The organism is Leifsonia soli (assembly GCF_013408745.1).
Classification (GTDB): Bacteria; Actinomycetota; Actinomycetes; order Actinomycetales; family Microbacteriaceae; genus Leifsonia; species Leifsonia soli.
Genome location: NZ_JACCBJ010000001.1, coordinates 1,438,167 through 1,451,554 on the forward strand (window position 1 = coordinate 1,438,167; position 13,388 = coordinate 1,451,554).

15 protein-coding genes are annotated in these 13,388 nt (G+C 70.9%); 2 read left to right on the forward strand and 13 right to left on the reverse strand.

The features are described 5' to 3' along the window. Positions 1-28: 28 nt before the first annotated feature. The 3 genes from def to BJ963_RS06970 form a co-directional block, all read right to left on the reverse strand. The gene (def, locus tag BJ963_RS06960) at positions 29-520 is read right to left on the reverse strand and encodes a peptide deformylase (RefSeq protein ID WP_179455521.1); all 492 of its coding nucleotides are present in this window, start codon (positions 518-520) and stop codon (positions 29-31) included. 38 nt (positions 521-558) lie between these two features. Beyond that, the gene (locus BJ963_RS06965) at positions 559-1,929 is read right to left on the reverse strand and encodes a nucleotide-binding protein (RefSeq protein ID WP_179455523.1); all 1,371 of its coding nucleotides are present in this window, start codon (positions 1,927-1,929) and stop codon (positions 559-561) included. An 88-nt stretch (positions 1,930-2,017) separates the two neighbouring features. Beyond that, complete coding sequence (locus BJ963_RS06970) at positions 2,018-5,422, reverse strand: pyruvate carboxylase (RefSeq protein ID WP_179455525.1); 3,405 nt, start codon at positions 5,420-5,422, stop codon at positions 2,018-2,020. Positions 5,423-5,501: 79 nt separating this feature from the next. On the opposite strand from BJ963_RS06970, the gene BJ963_RS06975 reads away from it, so the two are divergent. Further along, positions 5,502-6,311: a ParA family protein gene (locus BJ963_RS06975; protein ID WP_089916681.1), complete on the forward strand. Its 810-nt coding sequence runs from the start codon at positions 5,502-5,504 to the stop codon at positions 6,309-6,311. A 111-nt stretch (positions 6,312-6,422) separates the two neighbouring features. On the opposite strand, the gene BJ963_RS06980 is transcribed toward BJ963_RS06975, so the two are convergent. The 8 genes from BJ963_RS06980 to BJ963_RS07015 all read right to left on the reverse strand — a co-directional run bounded on the left by BJ963_RS06980 (position 6,423) and on the right by BJ963_RS07015 (position 11,574). Then, positions 6,423-6,974 (reverse strand): MerR family transcriptional regulator, encoded by a 552-nt coding sequence (locus BJ963_RS06980; protein ID WP_018191394.1) that lies wholly within the window; start codon positions 6,972-6,974, stop codon positions 6,423-6,425. A gap of 132 nt (positions 6,975-7,106) precedes the next feature. Continuing rightward, positions 7,107-7,799: a transcriptional regulator FtsR gene (gene ftsR, locus BJ963_RS06985; RefSeq protein WP_089909985.1), complete on the reverse strand. Its 693-nt coding sequence runs from the start codon at positions 7,797-7,799 to the stop codon at positions 7,107-7,109. Beyond that, complete coding sequence (locus BJ963_RS06990) at positions 7,799-8,305, reverse strand: FHA domain-containing protein (RefSeq protein WP_269457907.1); 507 nt, start codon at positions 8,303-8,305, stop codon at positions 7,799-7,801. Before BJ963_RS06990 ends, ftsR begins: the two co-directional genes overlap by 1 nt. Beyond that, complete coding sequence (gene clsA / locus BJ963_RS06995; RefSeq protein ID WP_343037236.1) at positions 8,298-8,930, reverse strand: cardiolipin synthase ClsA; 633 nt, start codon at positions 8,928-8,930, stop codon at positions 8,298-8,300. The genes BJ963_RS06990 and clsA overlap by 8 nt, the downstream gene beginning before the upstream one ends. 10 nt (positions 8,931-8,940) lie before the next feature. After that, the gene (locus tag BJ963_RS07000; protein ID WP_179455527.1) at positions 8,941-9,771 is read right to left on the reverse strand and encodes a DUF72 domain-containing protein; all 831 of its coding nucleotides are present in this window, start codon (positions 9,769-9,771) and stop codon (positions 8,941-8,943) included. Then, positions 9,771-10,175, reverse strand: coding sequence for an RNA-binding S4 domain-containing protein (locus BJ963_RS07005; protein ID WP_089909974.1), 405 nt, complete (start codon positions 10,173-10,175; stop codon positions 9,771-9,773). The genes BJ963_RS07000 and BJ963_RS07005 overlap by 1 nt, the downstream gene beginning before the upstream one ends. A 1-nt stretch (position 10,176) precedes the next feature. Next, the gene (locus BJ963_RS07010; RefSeq protein WP_179455529.1) at positions 10,177-10,695 is read right to left on the reverse strand and encodes a hypothetical protein; all 519 of its coding nucleotides are present in this window, start codon (positions 10,693-10,695) and stop codon (positions 10,177-10,179) included. A 42-nt stretch (positions 10,696-10,737) separates the two neighbouring features. After that, positions 10,738-11,574, reverse strand: a complete 837-nt coding sequence (locus BJ963_RS07015) for a DUF1295 domain-containing protein (protein WP_425484714.1) — start codon at positions 11,572-11,574, stop codon at positions 10,738-10,740. A gap of 108 nt (positions 11,575-11,682) precedes the next feature. On the opposite strand from BJ963_RS07015, the gene BJ963_RS07020 reads away from it, so the two are divergent. Continuing rightward, the gene (locus BJ963_RS07020) at positions 11,683-11,982 is read left to right on the forward strand and encodes a hypothetical protein (RefSeq protein WP_089909965.1); all 300 of its coding nucleotides are present in this window, start codon (positions 11,683-11,685) and stop codon (positions 11,980-11,982) included. A gap of 10 nt (positions 11,983-11,992) precedes the next feature. Here the strand turns inward: BJ963_RS07020 and BJ963_RS07025 are convergent, their stop codons facing one another. Beyond that, complete coding sequence (locus tag BJ963_RS07025) at positions 11,993-12,382, reverse strand: VOC family protein (protein WP_179455534.1); 390 nt, start codon at positions 12,380-12,382, stop codon at positions 11,993-11,995. A gap of 49 nt (positions 12,383-12,431) precedes the next feature. Beyond that, positions 12,432-13,379 carry a nuclease-related domain-containing protein gene (locus tag BJ963_RS07030; RefSeq protein ID WP_089909959.1) on the reverse strand — a complete coding sequence of 316 codons (948 nt, stop codon included), beginning with the start codon at positions 13,377-13,379 and terminating at the stop codon, positions 12,432-12,434. Between the last annotated feature and the right edge of the window lie 9 nt (positions 13,380-13,388).

The following is a 13,388-nucleotide window of genomic DNA, read 5'->3' on the forward strand; positions in this document are numbered from 1 at the left end:
TCTATTGAGCGCCGCGCGCGCGGCAGCGTCAGAACCAGTCCGACTCGCGGACCTGCTTCATCGCCTCGCGGCGGCTCTCCTTGTCGAGCCGGTCCAGGTAGAGCGTGCCGTCGAGGTGGTCGGTCTCGTGCTGCAGCGCCTGCGCGAGCACGCCCGTGCCCGAGACCTCGATCTCGTTGCCGTCGAGGTCGATGCCCTTCACGCGGGCGAAGGGATAGCGGAGCGTCTTGAACCACAGGCCGGGCACCGAGAGGCAGCCCTCGTCCATCAGCTCCGGCTCCCCCGACACCTCGACGAGGACCGGGTTGATGACGTAGCCCACCGTTCCGTCGACGTTGTAGCTGAACGCACGCTCGTTGACGCCGATCTGCGGGGCGGCGACGCCCGCGCGGCCCGGCGGGAGGACGCTGTCCACCAGGTCTTCGACCAGCCCGCGCACGCCGTCGTCGATCTCGCCGATCGGATCGGACGGGGTCTTCAGCACGGGGTCGCCGAACAGGCGGATCTGACGCTCGGTCACAGGTACTCCTCGGTGGATCGGGCGGACGGTCGGGATGCTCAGTCGCGCTCCGCCGGCAGGCCCTCGACGACGAGAGCGGCCAGCGTGCGCGCCGAGAGGCGGGTCAGCGGCTTGAGGTCCTTCCACGACACCACCGAGCCGGCGGCGAGCTGCGGGTCGTACGGGACGCGGACGATCTCGCGCACCCGCGAGCGGAAGTGCGCCTCGATCTCCTCCAGCTTCACCAGGTTCGTAGCGTGCGTGGCGGTGTTCAGCGCGACGACGGCGTTGCGGACGAGCTCGCCGTAGCCGTTCGCCTCCAGCCAGGTGAGCGTCTCGGAGGCCAGCCGCGCCTCATCCACACTTCCGCCGGACACGATGACCAGGGAGTCGGCGCGCTGCAGGGTCGCGCGCATGACCGAGTGGACGATGCCGGTGCCGCAGTCGGTGAGCACGATCGAGTAGAACCGCGCGGAGAGGTCGGCGACGACGTTGTAGTCGTTCTCGTCGAACGCCTCCGAGAGCATCGGGTCGGTGTCGGACGCGAGGATGTCGAGCCGCGTCTCGTCGCGCGAGACCAGTGCCGAGAAGTCGGTGAAGCCGCCGATGCTGGCCGCCTTGTGCACCACGTCCCGCACGGTCGAACGGGTCTGCCGCGGCACCCGCTCCGAGAGCGTCCCGCGGTCCGGGTTCGCGTCGATGGCGATGATGCGGTCCTCGCGGGCGGACGCCAGCGCCATCCCGAGCAGCGTGGTGACCGTGGTCTTGCCGACGCCGCCCTTGCGCGTGAGCACGGGCACGAAGCGGGCGCCGCCCTCGAAGTGCTTCTGGATGCGGTGGTCGAGTTCCTTGCGTGCGCGCACCTTGGCGGAGTCGCCGAGATTCACCGTGCGGAAGGTGACGTTGTAGACGAAGCGCTGCCACGGGCCCTCCGGACCGGGGCGCGTCTTCCGGTTGACCTCCAGGAGGCGATCCGCGGTCAGCATCGCGGCGGGCTCCGGCTGGCCGGACTGCTCGCCGCGCAGGCGGTCGCGGCGCGACCCGGCGTACGCGTCGGCCGCCGGGAGCGGCGGAATCTCCGCTGCGGGCTCCGCCGCGCCCTCCGGCGCCTCGGGCGTCGCGGCGAGGCGGGAGGCGACGATGGCGACCGACATGGTGGTCGGCTCCGCGGGCGACGCGACGAAGCCCGGGTCGACCGGCACGTCGTCGATCGCGACGGCCGCCTCGTCCTCTGGGATCTCCCGGGGCGGCGTCGGCGGGAGGTCGACGGCGATGCTCAGCGTCGACTCCACATCCAGCACCGGCTCCCGCGACGGCGACGGCGACAGCGTCGGCTCGAACGGGCGCGCAGGCGTCAGCTCGTCATCCGCGGGCACGAGGTCGCGCGGGGCGCGCTCCTCGGGCGCGTCGGCGTCGGACCTGTCTGCCACGTCGTCTCGTCCTCCTTCTGCCGCGGGAGTGTCCCGCCGACTCGTCATTGTAGGCCGCCCCGGGCCGGGGCGGTCATGCGCATCCCGATCAGGCGGGCTGGATCACCACGAGCAGGTCGCCCGCGTCGACCTGCTGCGTCTTCGGGATGGCGAGCCGCTCGATGGTCCCGGCGACGGGTGCCGTGATGGCGGCCTCCATCTTCATCGCCTCGATCGAGGCGACCGCCTGACCCGCCGCGACCGCGTCGCCGACGGCGACCTGCAGCGTGACGACGCCCGAGAACGGCGCGGCCACCTGGCCCGGCTTCGCCGTGTCCGCCTTCTCGGCGGCCTTGGTCTCGACGACGATGCTGCGGTCGCGCACGAACACCGGCCGCAGCTGGCCGTTGAGCGTGGTCATGACCGTGCGCATGCCCTTCTCGTCCGCCTCGCCGATGGCCTCGAGGCCGACGTACAGGCGCACGCCGCGGCTGAACTCGATGACGTGCTCCGAGCCCTGCTTGAGACCGTAGAGGTAGTCGAGGGTGTCGACGACGGAGAGGTCGCCGAAGAGCTCGCGCATCTGCTCGTAGATCCGGGTGGGAGCGGGGAAGAGCAGGCGGTTGAGGGTCGCACGGCGCTCCTCGCTCGATCCCTCGAGCGCGCTGCTGTCGTCGGCCGAGAGGTCCTCGACGCCCACCTTGACGGTCTTGCCCGCGAGCACCTTCGTGCGGAACGGCTCCGGCCATCCCCCGGGCAGCTCGCCCAGCTCGCCCGCCATGAAGCCGACGACCGAGTCCGGGATGTCGTAGTTCTGCGGGTTCTCGGCGAAGTCGTCCGGGTCGGCCCTGACCGCTGCGAGGTGCAGCGCGAGGTCGCCGACGACCTTCGACGACGGCGTCACCTTGGGGATGCGCCCCAGGATGCGGTTGGCGGCCGCGTACATGTCCTCGACGAGCTCGAAGTCCTCGGCCAGGCCGAGCGCCTTCGCCTGCTGGCGCAGGTTGGAGAGCTGGCCGCCGGGGATCTCGTGCTTGTACACGCGGCCCGTCGGGCCGGGCAGGCCCGACTCGAACGGCCGGTACACCTGGCGGACGGCCTCCCAGTACGGCTCGAGGTCCTCGACCGCGGTCAGGGAGATGCCGGTGTCGCGCTCGGTGTGGGCGAGGGCGGCGACCAGGGCCGACGCGCTCGGCTGGCTGGTCGTGCCCGCCATCGGGGCGCTGGCCACATCCACCGCGTCCGCTCCGGCGCGCGAGGCGGCGAGGAGCGTCGCGAGCTGGCCGCCCGGGGTGTCGTGCGTGTGCACGTGGACCGGGAGGTCGAACCGCTCGCGGAAGGCCGCGACGAGCTTCTCGGCGGCGGACGGGCGCAGCAGACCCGCCATGTCCTTGATGGCGAGGATGTGCGCACCGGACTCGACGATCTGCTCGGCGAGCCGGAGGTAGTAGTCCAGGGTGTAGAGGTCCTCCGCCGGGTCGAGCAGGTCGCCGGTGTAGCAGACCGCGACCTCGGCGATCGCCGACCCGGTGGCGAGCACGGACTCGATCGCCGGGCGCATCTGCGACACGTCGTTGAGGGCGTCGAAGATGCGGAAGATGTCCACGCCGGTCGCCGCGGCCTCGCGCACGAAGGCGTCCGTCACCTGGGTCGGGTACGGGGTGTAGCCGACGGTGTTGCGGCCGCGCAGCAGCATCTGGATGTTGATGTTCGGCAGCGCCTCGCGCAGCGTGGCCAGACGCTCCCACGGGTCCTCGCCGAGGAAGCGGAGCGCGACATCGTAGGTCGCGCCTCCCCAGGCCTCGACCGAGAGGAGCTCCGGCGTCATCCGCGCGACGTACGGCGCGACCGCGACCAGGTCGCGGGTGCGCACGCGGGTGGCGAGCAGCGACTGGTGCGCGTCGCGGAACGTCGTCTCGGTGACCGCCAGGGCCTTCTGCGCGCGCAGCGCCTCGGCGAAGCCGGCCGGACCGAGCTCGAGCAGGCGCTGCCGCGAGCCGGCGGGAGCCGGCGCGCTCAGGTCGATCTCCGGGAGCTTCTCGGCCGGGTCTGCGCTCAGCGGACGCGGTCCGTTGGGCTGGTTGACGGTGACGTCGGCGAGCCAGTTGAGCACCTTGGTGCCGCGGTCCTTGGACGCGCGGCCCTTGAACAGCTCCGGGCGCTCCTCGATGAAGGAGGTGGAGACGTTGCCTGCGATGAAGTCCGGGTCCTCCATGACCGCCTGCAGGAACGGGATGTTCGTCGCGACACCGCGAACGCGGAACTCGGCGAGGGCGCGGCGGGCGCGCAGGACGGCGGCCGGGAAGTCACGGCCGCGGCAGATGAGCTTCGCCAGCATCGAGTCGAAGTGGGGGCTGATCTGGGCGCCGGGGTTGATGGTGCCGCCGTCGAGGCGGATGCCCGCGCCGCCCGGCGAGCGGTACGTCGTGATCTTGCCGGTGTCGGGCCGGAAGCCGGCCGTCGGGTCCTCCGTGGTGATGCGGCACTGCAGCGCCGCCCCGCGGATGTGGACCGTCTCCTGGCTGAGGCCGAGGTCGGCCAGCGTCTCCCCCGCGGCGATGCGGATCTGCGACTGGACGAGGTCGACGTCGGTGATCTCCTCGGTGACCGTGTGCTCGACCTGGATGCGCGGGTTCATCTCGATGAACACGTGCTGGCCGGCGCGCTCGCCCGCCGTGTCGAGCAGGAACTCCACGGTGCCCGCGTTCTGGTACCCGATCGAGCGGGCGAACGCGACGGCGTCGCGGTAGAGCGCCTGCCGGATGTCCTCCGACAGGTTCGGGGCCGGAGCGATCTCGACGACCTTCTGGTGGCGGCGCTGCACCGAGCAGTCGCGCTCGAACAGGTGCATCGTGTCGCCGTCGTTGTCGGCGAGGATCTGCACCTCGATGTGGCGGGGGCGGAGCACGGCCTGCTCCAGGAACATCGTGGGGTCGCCGAAGGCGCTGTCCGCCTCGCGCATGGCCTCCTCGAGCGCACCGCGGAGGTCGTCCTTGCTCGCGACCCGGCGCATCCCTCGTCCGCCGCCGCCGGCGACCGCCTTCGCGAAGATGGGGAAGCCGATCTCGTCCGCGCCCGCGAGCAGCTCGTCGATGTCGCGCGACGGCGGGGTGGACTTGAGGACGGGGACGCCCGCGGCGATCGCGTGCTCCTTCGCGGTCACCTTGTTTCCGGCCATCTCGAGGACGGACGCGGACGGGCCGATGAAGGTGATGCCGGCCGCACGGGCCGCCTCGGCCAGGTCCGGGTTCTCGGAGAGGAAGCCGTAGCCGGGGTAGATGGCGTCAGCGCCGGATTCCTTCGCGACGCGGATGATCTCGTCCACATCCAGGTAGGCGCGAACCGGGTGCCCCGGCTCGCCGATCTGGTAGGCCTCGTCCGCCTTCAACCGATGCATCGAATTGCGATCTTCATACGGGAAGACGGCGACCGTCTCGGCGCCGAGCTCGTACGCGGCCCGGAAGGCCCGGATGGCGATTTCACCGCGGTTGGCAACGAGGATCTTTCGGAACATGGGGACCTTTCGAGCAGGGGTGAACACCACACAGCAAACGGTTAGGTTCTCTAAGACTAGTGAAGGTAACGTGGCTCTCGTGCACGTACTCAGCGTTAGCTCCCTCAAGGGCGGTGTCGGAAAGACGACGGTGACGCTCGGTCTGGCGTCGGCGGCGTTCGCGAAGGGCCTCAGGACGCTGGTCGTGGACCTCGACCCGCAGTCGGATGTCTCGACCGGCATGGACATCCAGGTCGCCGGTCACCTCAACGTCGCCGACGTGCTCGCCTCCCCCAAGGAGAAGATCGTGCGCGCGGCGATCGCCCCGTCCGGCTGGACGAAGGGCCGCTCCGGCACGATCGACGTCATGATCGGCAGCCCGTCCGCGATCAACTTCGACGGCCCGCACCCGAGCATCCGCGACATCTGGAAGCTCGAGGAGGCGCTGGCCAACGTCGAGCACGACTACGAGCTCGTCCTCATCGACTGCGCGCCGTCGCTCAACGCCCTGACCAGGACGGCGTGGGCGGCGAGCGACCGCGTCGCCGTCGTGACCGAGCCCGGTCTCTTCTCCGTCGCCGCCGCCGACCGCGCGCTGCGCGCGATCGAGGAGATCCGCCGGGGACTCTCCCCGCGCCTCCAGCCGCTCGGCATCATCGTCAACCGCGCGCGCGTGCAGTCCCTGGAGCACCAGTTCCGCATCAAGGAGCTGCGCGACATGTTCGGGCCGCTCGTGCTGTCGCCCCAGCTGCCGGAGCGTACGTCGCTGCAGCAGGCGCAGGGCGCGGCGAAGCCGCTGCACGTGTGGCCGGGCGAGAGCGCCCAGGAGATGGCGCACAACTTCGACCTTCTGCTGGAGCGCGTGCTGCGCACCGCCCGCATCGGCGAGTACGCGAACGCCCCCTCCTGACCCGGGCTCGCGCCCTCCGTCGAGTCCGCACAAATTGCACGCTTCCGGGGTCCGGAGCGTGCAATCTTTGCGTACTCGACGGAGGGGCGGAGGGCGGGGCGCGGGGCGGGGCTAGGAGGCGCGGGTGCGCGCGGCGCGACGAGCGGCGAGCTCGTCCATGGCGTCCGTCTGCGTGTCCAGCTCGACGAGGCTCGACTCGACCTCGCGCAGCACCTTGCCGACGGCGATGCCGAAGACGCCCTGGCCGCGGCTGACCAGGTCGATGACCTCATCGTTGGACGTGCACAGGTACACGCTCGCGCCGTCGCTCATCAGCGTGGTCTGGGCGAGATCGTTCACGCCCGACTCGCGCAGCTGGTTGACCGCGGTGCGGATCTGCTGCAGCGAGATGCCGGTGTCGAGCAGGCGCTTCACGAGCTTCAGCACGAGGATGTCGCGGAAGCCGTAGAGGCGCTGCGACCCCGACCCGGCGGCGCCGCGGACGGTCGGCTCGACCAGTCCGGTGCGCGCCCAATAGTCGAGCTGGCGGTACGAGATGCCGGCCGCGCGGGCGGCGACCGCACCGCGGTAGCCGTTCACATCGTCCATCTCGGGAAGGCCGTCGGTGAAGAGGAGTCCGAGGTCGTACCGGGCGACGCCGTCTTCACGACTCAGTTCGCTCATGTTGTTCGCCTCTCACCCCGGGTTGTGGATCGCGCGTCGCATCCGCGTCGCTTCATCCACGGTACCCATGCGGCGGTCGCCGGGCAACGACATCCGCCCTTTCGGTTTCGGCGTGTCGAGGCGCCGGGGCCGTCACGGCCGCAGCCGGGCGATGGACGAGCGGATGATGCTGCCGCGCACGACGTCGAGCTGCGCCGCGATCTCGCGGGCGAGTTCGGCCGTCCTGGCCTTGCTGCTCACGTCGTTGCGGCGCGCGATCGGGACGAGCGCGGTCTCGATGAGCCCGATCTCGCGCTCCGCCGCCGCGCGGAATCCGCGGAGGTGCCGCGGCTCGATTCCGCTGCGGCGCAGCTCGGCGAGGGCCCGCAGCACGGTCAGCGCCTCGTCGCCGTAGGCATCGGATGCGGGCAGCAGCGAGGCGCTCACCGCATCCTGCAGCAGTTCGGCGTCGGCGCCCGCCTCACGCAGCAGCTCGTCGCGGCGGTAGCGGCGCGTGCCCGCGAGGATGGACCCCGTCGGTGCGGTGCCCGGGAACGCCGGGTCCAGCCCGGCATCGAGGTCGGCGAAGTACTTCTTGATGACCTTCAGCGGCAGGTAGTGGTCGCGCTGCATCGCGAGCACGGCGCGCAGCCGCTCGACATCGGTCGACGAGAACTTGCGATAGCCCGAGGGCGTCCGGGCCGGCGACACCAGACCGCGCTCCTCGAGGAAGCGCAGCTTCGACGACGACAGGTCCGGGAACTCGGGGGTGAGCCGTGCGAGGACCTGGCCGATGCTGAGCAGGGCCGGAGCGCCGTCGGCGGCCCTGGTGGCCGGCCGGGCCACTAGCCGTTCGCCGCTGCGGCGAGGTCGTGACGCGAGGCGTAGAACGTGAGGCGGAACTTGCCGATCTGCACCTCGGCCGAGTCGGCGAGGAGCGCGCTCTCGATCCGGACGCCGTCGTAGTACGTCCCGTTGAGGGAGCCGAGATCGCGCACCTCGAAGGAGGTGCCGCGGCGGGTGAACTCCGCGTGGCGGCGCGAGACCGTCACGTCGTCGAGGAAGATGTCCGCGTTGGGATGGCGGCCGGCCGTCGTGACGTCGGCATCGAGGAGGAAGCGGGCGCCCGAGTTCGGCCCCCGTCGCACGATCAGCAGGGCGGAGCCGGACGGCAGGGCGGCGATGGCCTCCTGCTCCTCCGGCGACACCTCGCCCGAGGGGTACATCTTCGAGATGAACTCCTCGCCGAAACGCGCGGTCGTGTCCTCGTTGCCCGCCGCGTCCCGCAGGGGGCCCTTGGCGGCGTCATCGGCTCCGTCGGCCGGACCGTTCGGGTGAATGTCTTCAGGCACCGTCAACCTCCTTGCCGTCCAGCGTATCCGATCGCGGGCCCGTGTCATCGGCCGGAAGGCGGATTACCCGTGCCGTCTCCCGGATGTACAGGATGCCGGCCCACCAGTAGAGGAACGCGCCCCACAGTGCGAACGCCCAGCCCAGCGGAAGGGAGAAGGGTTCGAGGGGCGCGAACGCCTCCCCCAGCATGAGCAGAGGGAGCGCCCAGAACAGGCAGAAGGTGGCCACTTTTCCCAGATGGTGGACGGGAAGCGGGCCGAAGCCGTTGTTCGCGAGGATCACGCCGAGGACGGCGAGCATCACATCCCGGGCCACGATGACCACGAAGAGCCACCACGGGATGACCTCGCGCCAGCACAGCCCGATGAGCGCCGCGAAGATGTAGAGCCGGTCGGCGGCGGGGTCGAGCAGCTGCCCGAGTCGCGACACCTGGTGCAGGCGGCGGGCGAGGAAGCCGTCGAGGAAGTCGGTCACGCTGGAGAACACCAGCACGAGCAGGGCGAAGCCGTCCTCCCCGACGATGACCAGCCACAGGAACACCGGGACCAGCGCGAGCCGGAGGAAGCTGAGCATGTTGGGGATCGTCCACACCCGCGAACTCACCACGGCGCTCTCACCCTGCACCCTCCCGAGTCTAGTGAGGACGCGGCGTCCAGTCGGCAAGGCGGTCACGCAGGCCCATGGCGTCATAGGGGGCGCGCACCTTCACGTCGTTGTCGAAGTACGCGTACACATCCATCCCACCGCGGAGGACGCCGCCCAGTTCGGCAGCCCAGCGGTCGAGCGACTCGTCGGTGTATCCGCTGGTGTACAGCTCCTCGTCGCCGTGGAGCCGGACGTAGCAGAAGTCGGCGGTGGTCTCGCGGATGACCGGATAGCGCCCCGCGGCGTCCGCCAGCACGATCGCGACGCCGTGCGCGCGGGCGAGGGCGGTGAACTCCGGCACGTCGAAGGACGCGTGCCGCACCTCCACCGCGTGCCGAAGCGGCCGCTCCTCCCCCGGTATCAGGTGCGTGCGGTCCTCCTCCAACGTCGTCTCGCGCGCGAGTTCCGCCGCCTCGGCGGTCGTGCGGGGCAGCATCCCGAGGAAGGCGTCGACCTCGGCGGGGTCGAACGCCAGGGTGGGCGGCAGCTGCCACAGCAGCGGCCCAAGCTTCTGACCGAGGGCGAGCACCCCGGAGGCGAAGAAGTTCGCGAGGGCGCCCCTGGCGTTCTTCAGGCGCAGGATGTGGGTGATGTAGCGGCCGCCCTTGACCGAGAACACGAAGGAGTCCGGGGTGCGCTCCGCCCACATCCGGTAGCTCGTCGGGCGTTGCAGGGAGTAGAAGCTCCCGTTGATCTCGATGGAGTCGAGGCGTTCCGCCGCGTACTCCAGCTCGAGGCGGTGCGGCAGCTTCGGCGGGTAGAACACGCCTCGCCACGGCGCGTAGGTCCAGCCCGAGATCCCGACGCGGGCGAACGCCATCAGCGGCCCCTGAGCTGCTCGAGGAGCCGCCGTTCCCGCTTGGTCGGGCGCCCGGCGCCGCGCTCACGCAGCACGGCGGCCGGCGCCTCGGTGCGCGGTGGCGGCGGCGGAGTGCGGTCGTCGAAGCAGTCGGCGGCGGCCGCGGCGCTCAGCCGCTTGGTGATGAGGCGACGTGCGATGTAGATGCGCTCGACGCCGCCGACGAGGGCGCGGACCTCATCGCCGACCTTCACGGGCTGGGCGGGCTTGGCCCGCTCGCCGTTCACCTTGAGGTGACCGGCTTTGCAGGCATCGGACGCCGCCGAGCGCGTCTTGAACAGCCGGACCGCCCAGGCCCAGGAGTCGACGCGGACGCTGGACCGCGCTGCGGCCTGCGGCGACGCGTGCGGGGCGGAACCGGCCATGTCAGGCCACCGGGACCGGGCGGCTCTCGTCGGCCGGCTGCGCCTCGCCGGCCAGGGCGACCGCGTCGGCCGCCGGTCCTTCCTCGGCCAGCGACGCCTTCCACTTCACGAGGCTGCGCACGGTGCGGCTGCGGTCGGACGCGAGCTTCTCCATCACGTCCGCTGGAACGAAGTAGTTGACGGCCACCCAGCCGCGCACCGTCTCGGAGCGGTCGTCGGCGAGCTCGCGCAGGATGTCGCACGGCGTCGCCTCGTTCTTGGCGACGCAGCCGCGGACGCCGGCGTCGGGATCCTTCGCGAGCGTCGCGAACAGGTCCTCCGGTGTGTTGTAGCTGCTGGCGACGGCCTCCCGGATCTTCGGATTCGGGTCGGAGGCGAGCAGCCGCAGGCGGCGCAGCTTGCTCTCGGTCACCTCGGGGGCCGGGTGGAGCGCTGCGGCCTCTTCGGCGGTGAGCATGGCCGGCCGGTGGTTCTGCATGGCGCGGCGCTGGGCGGGGGTGTTGAACCGGATGCAGGACATGCTTCCACCGTAGCCCGGGTTCTCAGCCGCGGGCGGGGTCCGTCACCGCGATTCGGGCGACACGCGCGGCCTGTCCGCACCGCGCCCGGGGAACCACGGGATGACGGGCGAGGTGCGCGCCTGGTACGCCGCGTACTCCGGGTACCGCGACAGGCTGATGCTCTCGGTGAACACCGTCGAGCCGATGAACAGCGCGGTCAGCAGCAGCGGGCCGAGGACCGTCCATTGGAGGAGCGATCCGGCGGCGACGCAGCCGAACAGGAAGAGCACCCACCACTGCGCCTGCTCGAAGAAGAAGTTGGGGTGGCGCGAGAACCGGAACAGCCCCGACTGCAGGAAGCGCGGCGACGGCTCGCGGCCGGCCGCCACCTCCAGCTTCTTCCAGCGGTGGAAGTTCCACTGCTGCTGGTCGGCGATGGTCTCGCCGGTCAGGAGGAAGAGGAAGACGGCGGCGAGGATGACGTCCAGCGCGTTCAACGGTGTCCGGTGCTGGTAGGCGGTCCACGCCGGGAGCGCGATGAGCAGCAGCAGGATGTTCTGGTAGACGACGATGAAGAGGAGGTTGAACAGCTGGAACGCGCTCGGGCTCATCCTCCCGCGCAGCACTACCCAGCGGTAGTCCTCTCCGCCCGGGGCGTATCCGCCCTTCCGCGCGAAGTTGAAGGTGAGCCGGGCTCCCCACAGGGTGACGAGGACCGCCATGAGGTCGAGGCGGGCGTCCGCAAGACCGGCCGCTCCTGCGAACACCCACACGTACACCACGGGCACGATCGACCAGATGCGGTCCACCCACGAGTACTCACGGGTGATCAGGGACAGCACCCAGGTCGCAGCGCAGGCGGCGGCCAGGATCCAGAGGGAGACGATGAAGGGGTCCACGTGCACAGTGTAGAACTCCCGTGCGGCCGCCGTGACTTGGTCGGGATGCCGCTGAGCGAAAGCCGTGGAGGGCTCGATCTCCCAGCGGGAGACGCTTACCGTGTCAGCGTGTCGATTTCCCGTCCCCACGCGTTCCGCGCCGTGCTCCTCGGCGACGACGGAGTACCCGCGAACACCCTGACGCTCCCGAGCGACGTGGATGTGCCTCCGAACCGTATCCGGGTGCCGTCCGACTTCGCCGGCGCCTCCGCATTCGATGTCTACGAGCTGGTCGACGACCGGTCCTGGCCGGACGAGGCGACCTTCCAGCTCGTCTCCACCGTCCCGCGCTCGACGGACGACCTGCCGGAGCACGAGCGCGATCTGCTGCAGAGCGGCGACCTCGACAGCGACGACGAGCGCGCCTGAGCGCCGCGCGTCAGTTCTGCAGCACCGAGAGCACGTTGCCTGCCGGGTCGCGGAACCAGGCGATGTCCGGTCCGCGATCGGCCGCCCGTCCCCGCAGCACGCCCTTGTCGTCGGTCGGCAACGACGGATCGTCGTAGATCGCCGTCGCGACTCCGCGGGAGTTGAGGTCGTCGACCGCGGCGTCGATGTCCGCGACGACGAGGTTCAGGATGGTGAACGTCGCCGGCGTGTGATCGGGCTTCGGATAGATGAAGACGTGACCGCCGGACGGGAGCTCGAGGTCGAGGTTGTCCATCGGGCCGTCGTGGATGGCGAGCCCGAGGGTCTCGCCGTAGAAGGTTCTGGCGGCGGCGATGTCGTCGACGCTGAAGCCGCTGAAGATCTCGAGTGGGGTGACCATGGCGTCCACTCTCCTCGCGCGGGTCGCGCTGTGTCTAGAGCGTCACCGCTCAGACGAACCGCACGGCCTCCTGCAGCCGGGTCCGCAGCTCGAACGCGCGGTCGACGCTCTCGCGCCCCGCCGCGTCGGCGCCGTCGCGGAGCAGTCGCGGCAGGAGCGACCGCCGGACGAGGATCGAGCCGCTCAGCCGGCCGCGACGCACGACGTCGAAGGGGACGTCGAGGTCGTCGTCCGGCACGACGATGATGTACCCGGTGAACCGCACGCCGGCCTGACGCCCGAAGCTCTTGGCCGCGTGGTACAGGTCGTGGAAGGGCTCTTCGTCGGGGCCGACGCCCTCGCCGACCACCTCGCCCTTCGCCAGCTTCACCGGGGCTCCCCAGTCGGCCGAGCGGATGGCGAACAGTCCGGCGGGGCCGAGCACGATGTGGTCGATCTTGGCGTCGGTGGAGGGATGGACCGCGACGTCGTTCCAGATCGTGAAGCCGATGCCGAGCCCGGAGACCGCGCGGGCCGTCGCCTCCTCGGCGAGCGCGACCGCGAGCAGCTGGCGGATCTCGCGCGGAGCGGAGCGCACCAGCGCGGGGTCGTACGGGTCGCGGTCGTCGGTGCCCCGGCCCATCCACTCGCGCATGAGGGAGAGGAAGCGTTCGCGCGAGCGCCCACCCGGGTGCCCGTAGCTGCGGGCGCGGACGGTCGCGCCGCGCGAGGACGCATGCGCGGTGTGGAAGGTCGCGCTGAAGCCGCCGCCCGCGGAGTCGCCGGCAACGGCATCCACCGTGATGCTCTCTCCGCGGTCGTATCGCGCCCGGTCCTCCGGGTCTCCGACCAGCTCCCACGCCCGCTGCACCGCCTGGAACGCGGCCGCTGTGCCTCCGGTGTCGGGATGGGTCTCCCGCAGCAGCCGACGGTACGCGCGACGCAGATCGTCGTGGCTCACATCCGGTCGGACGCCGAGGACCTCGTAGGGGCTCGGGGCGGCCGGGGAGTCGCTCATCGCTGGGGC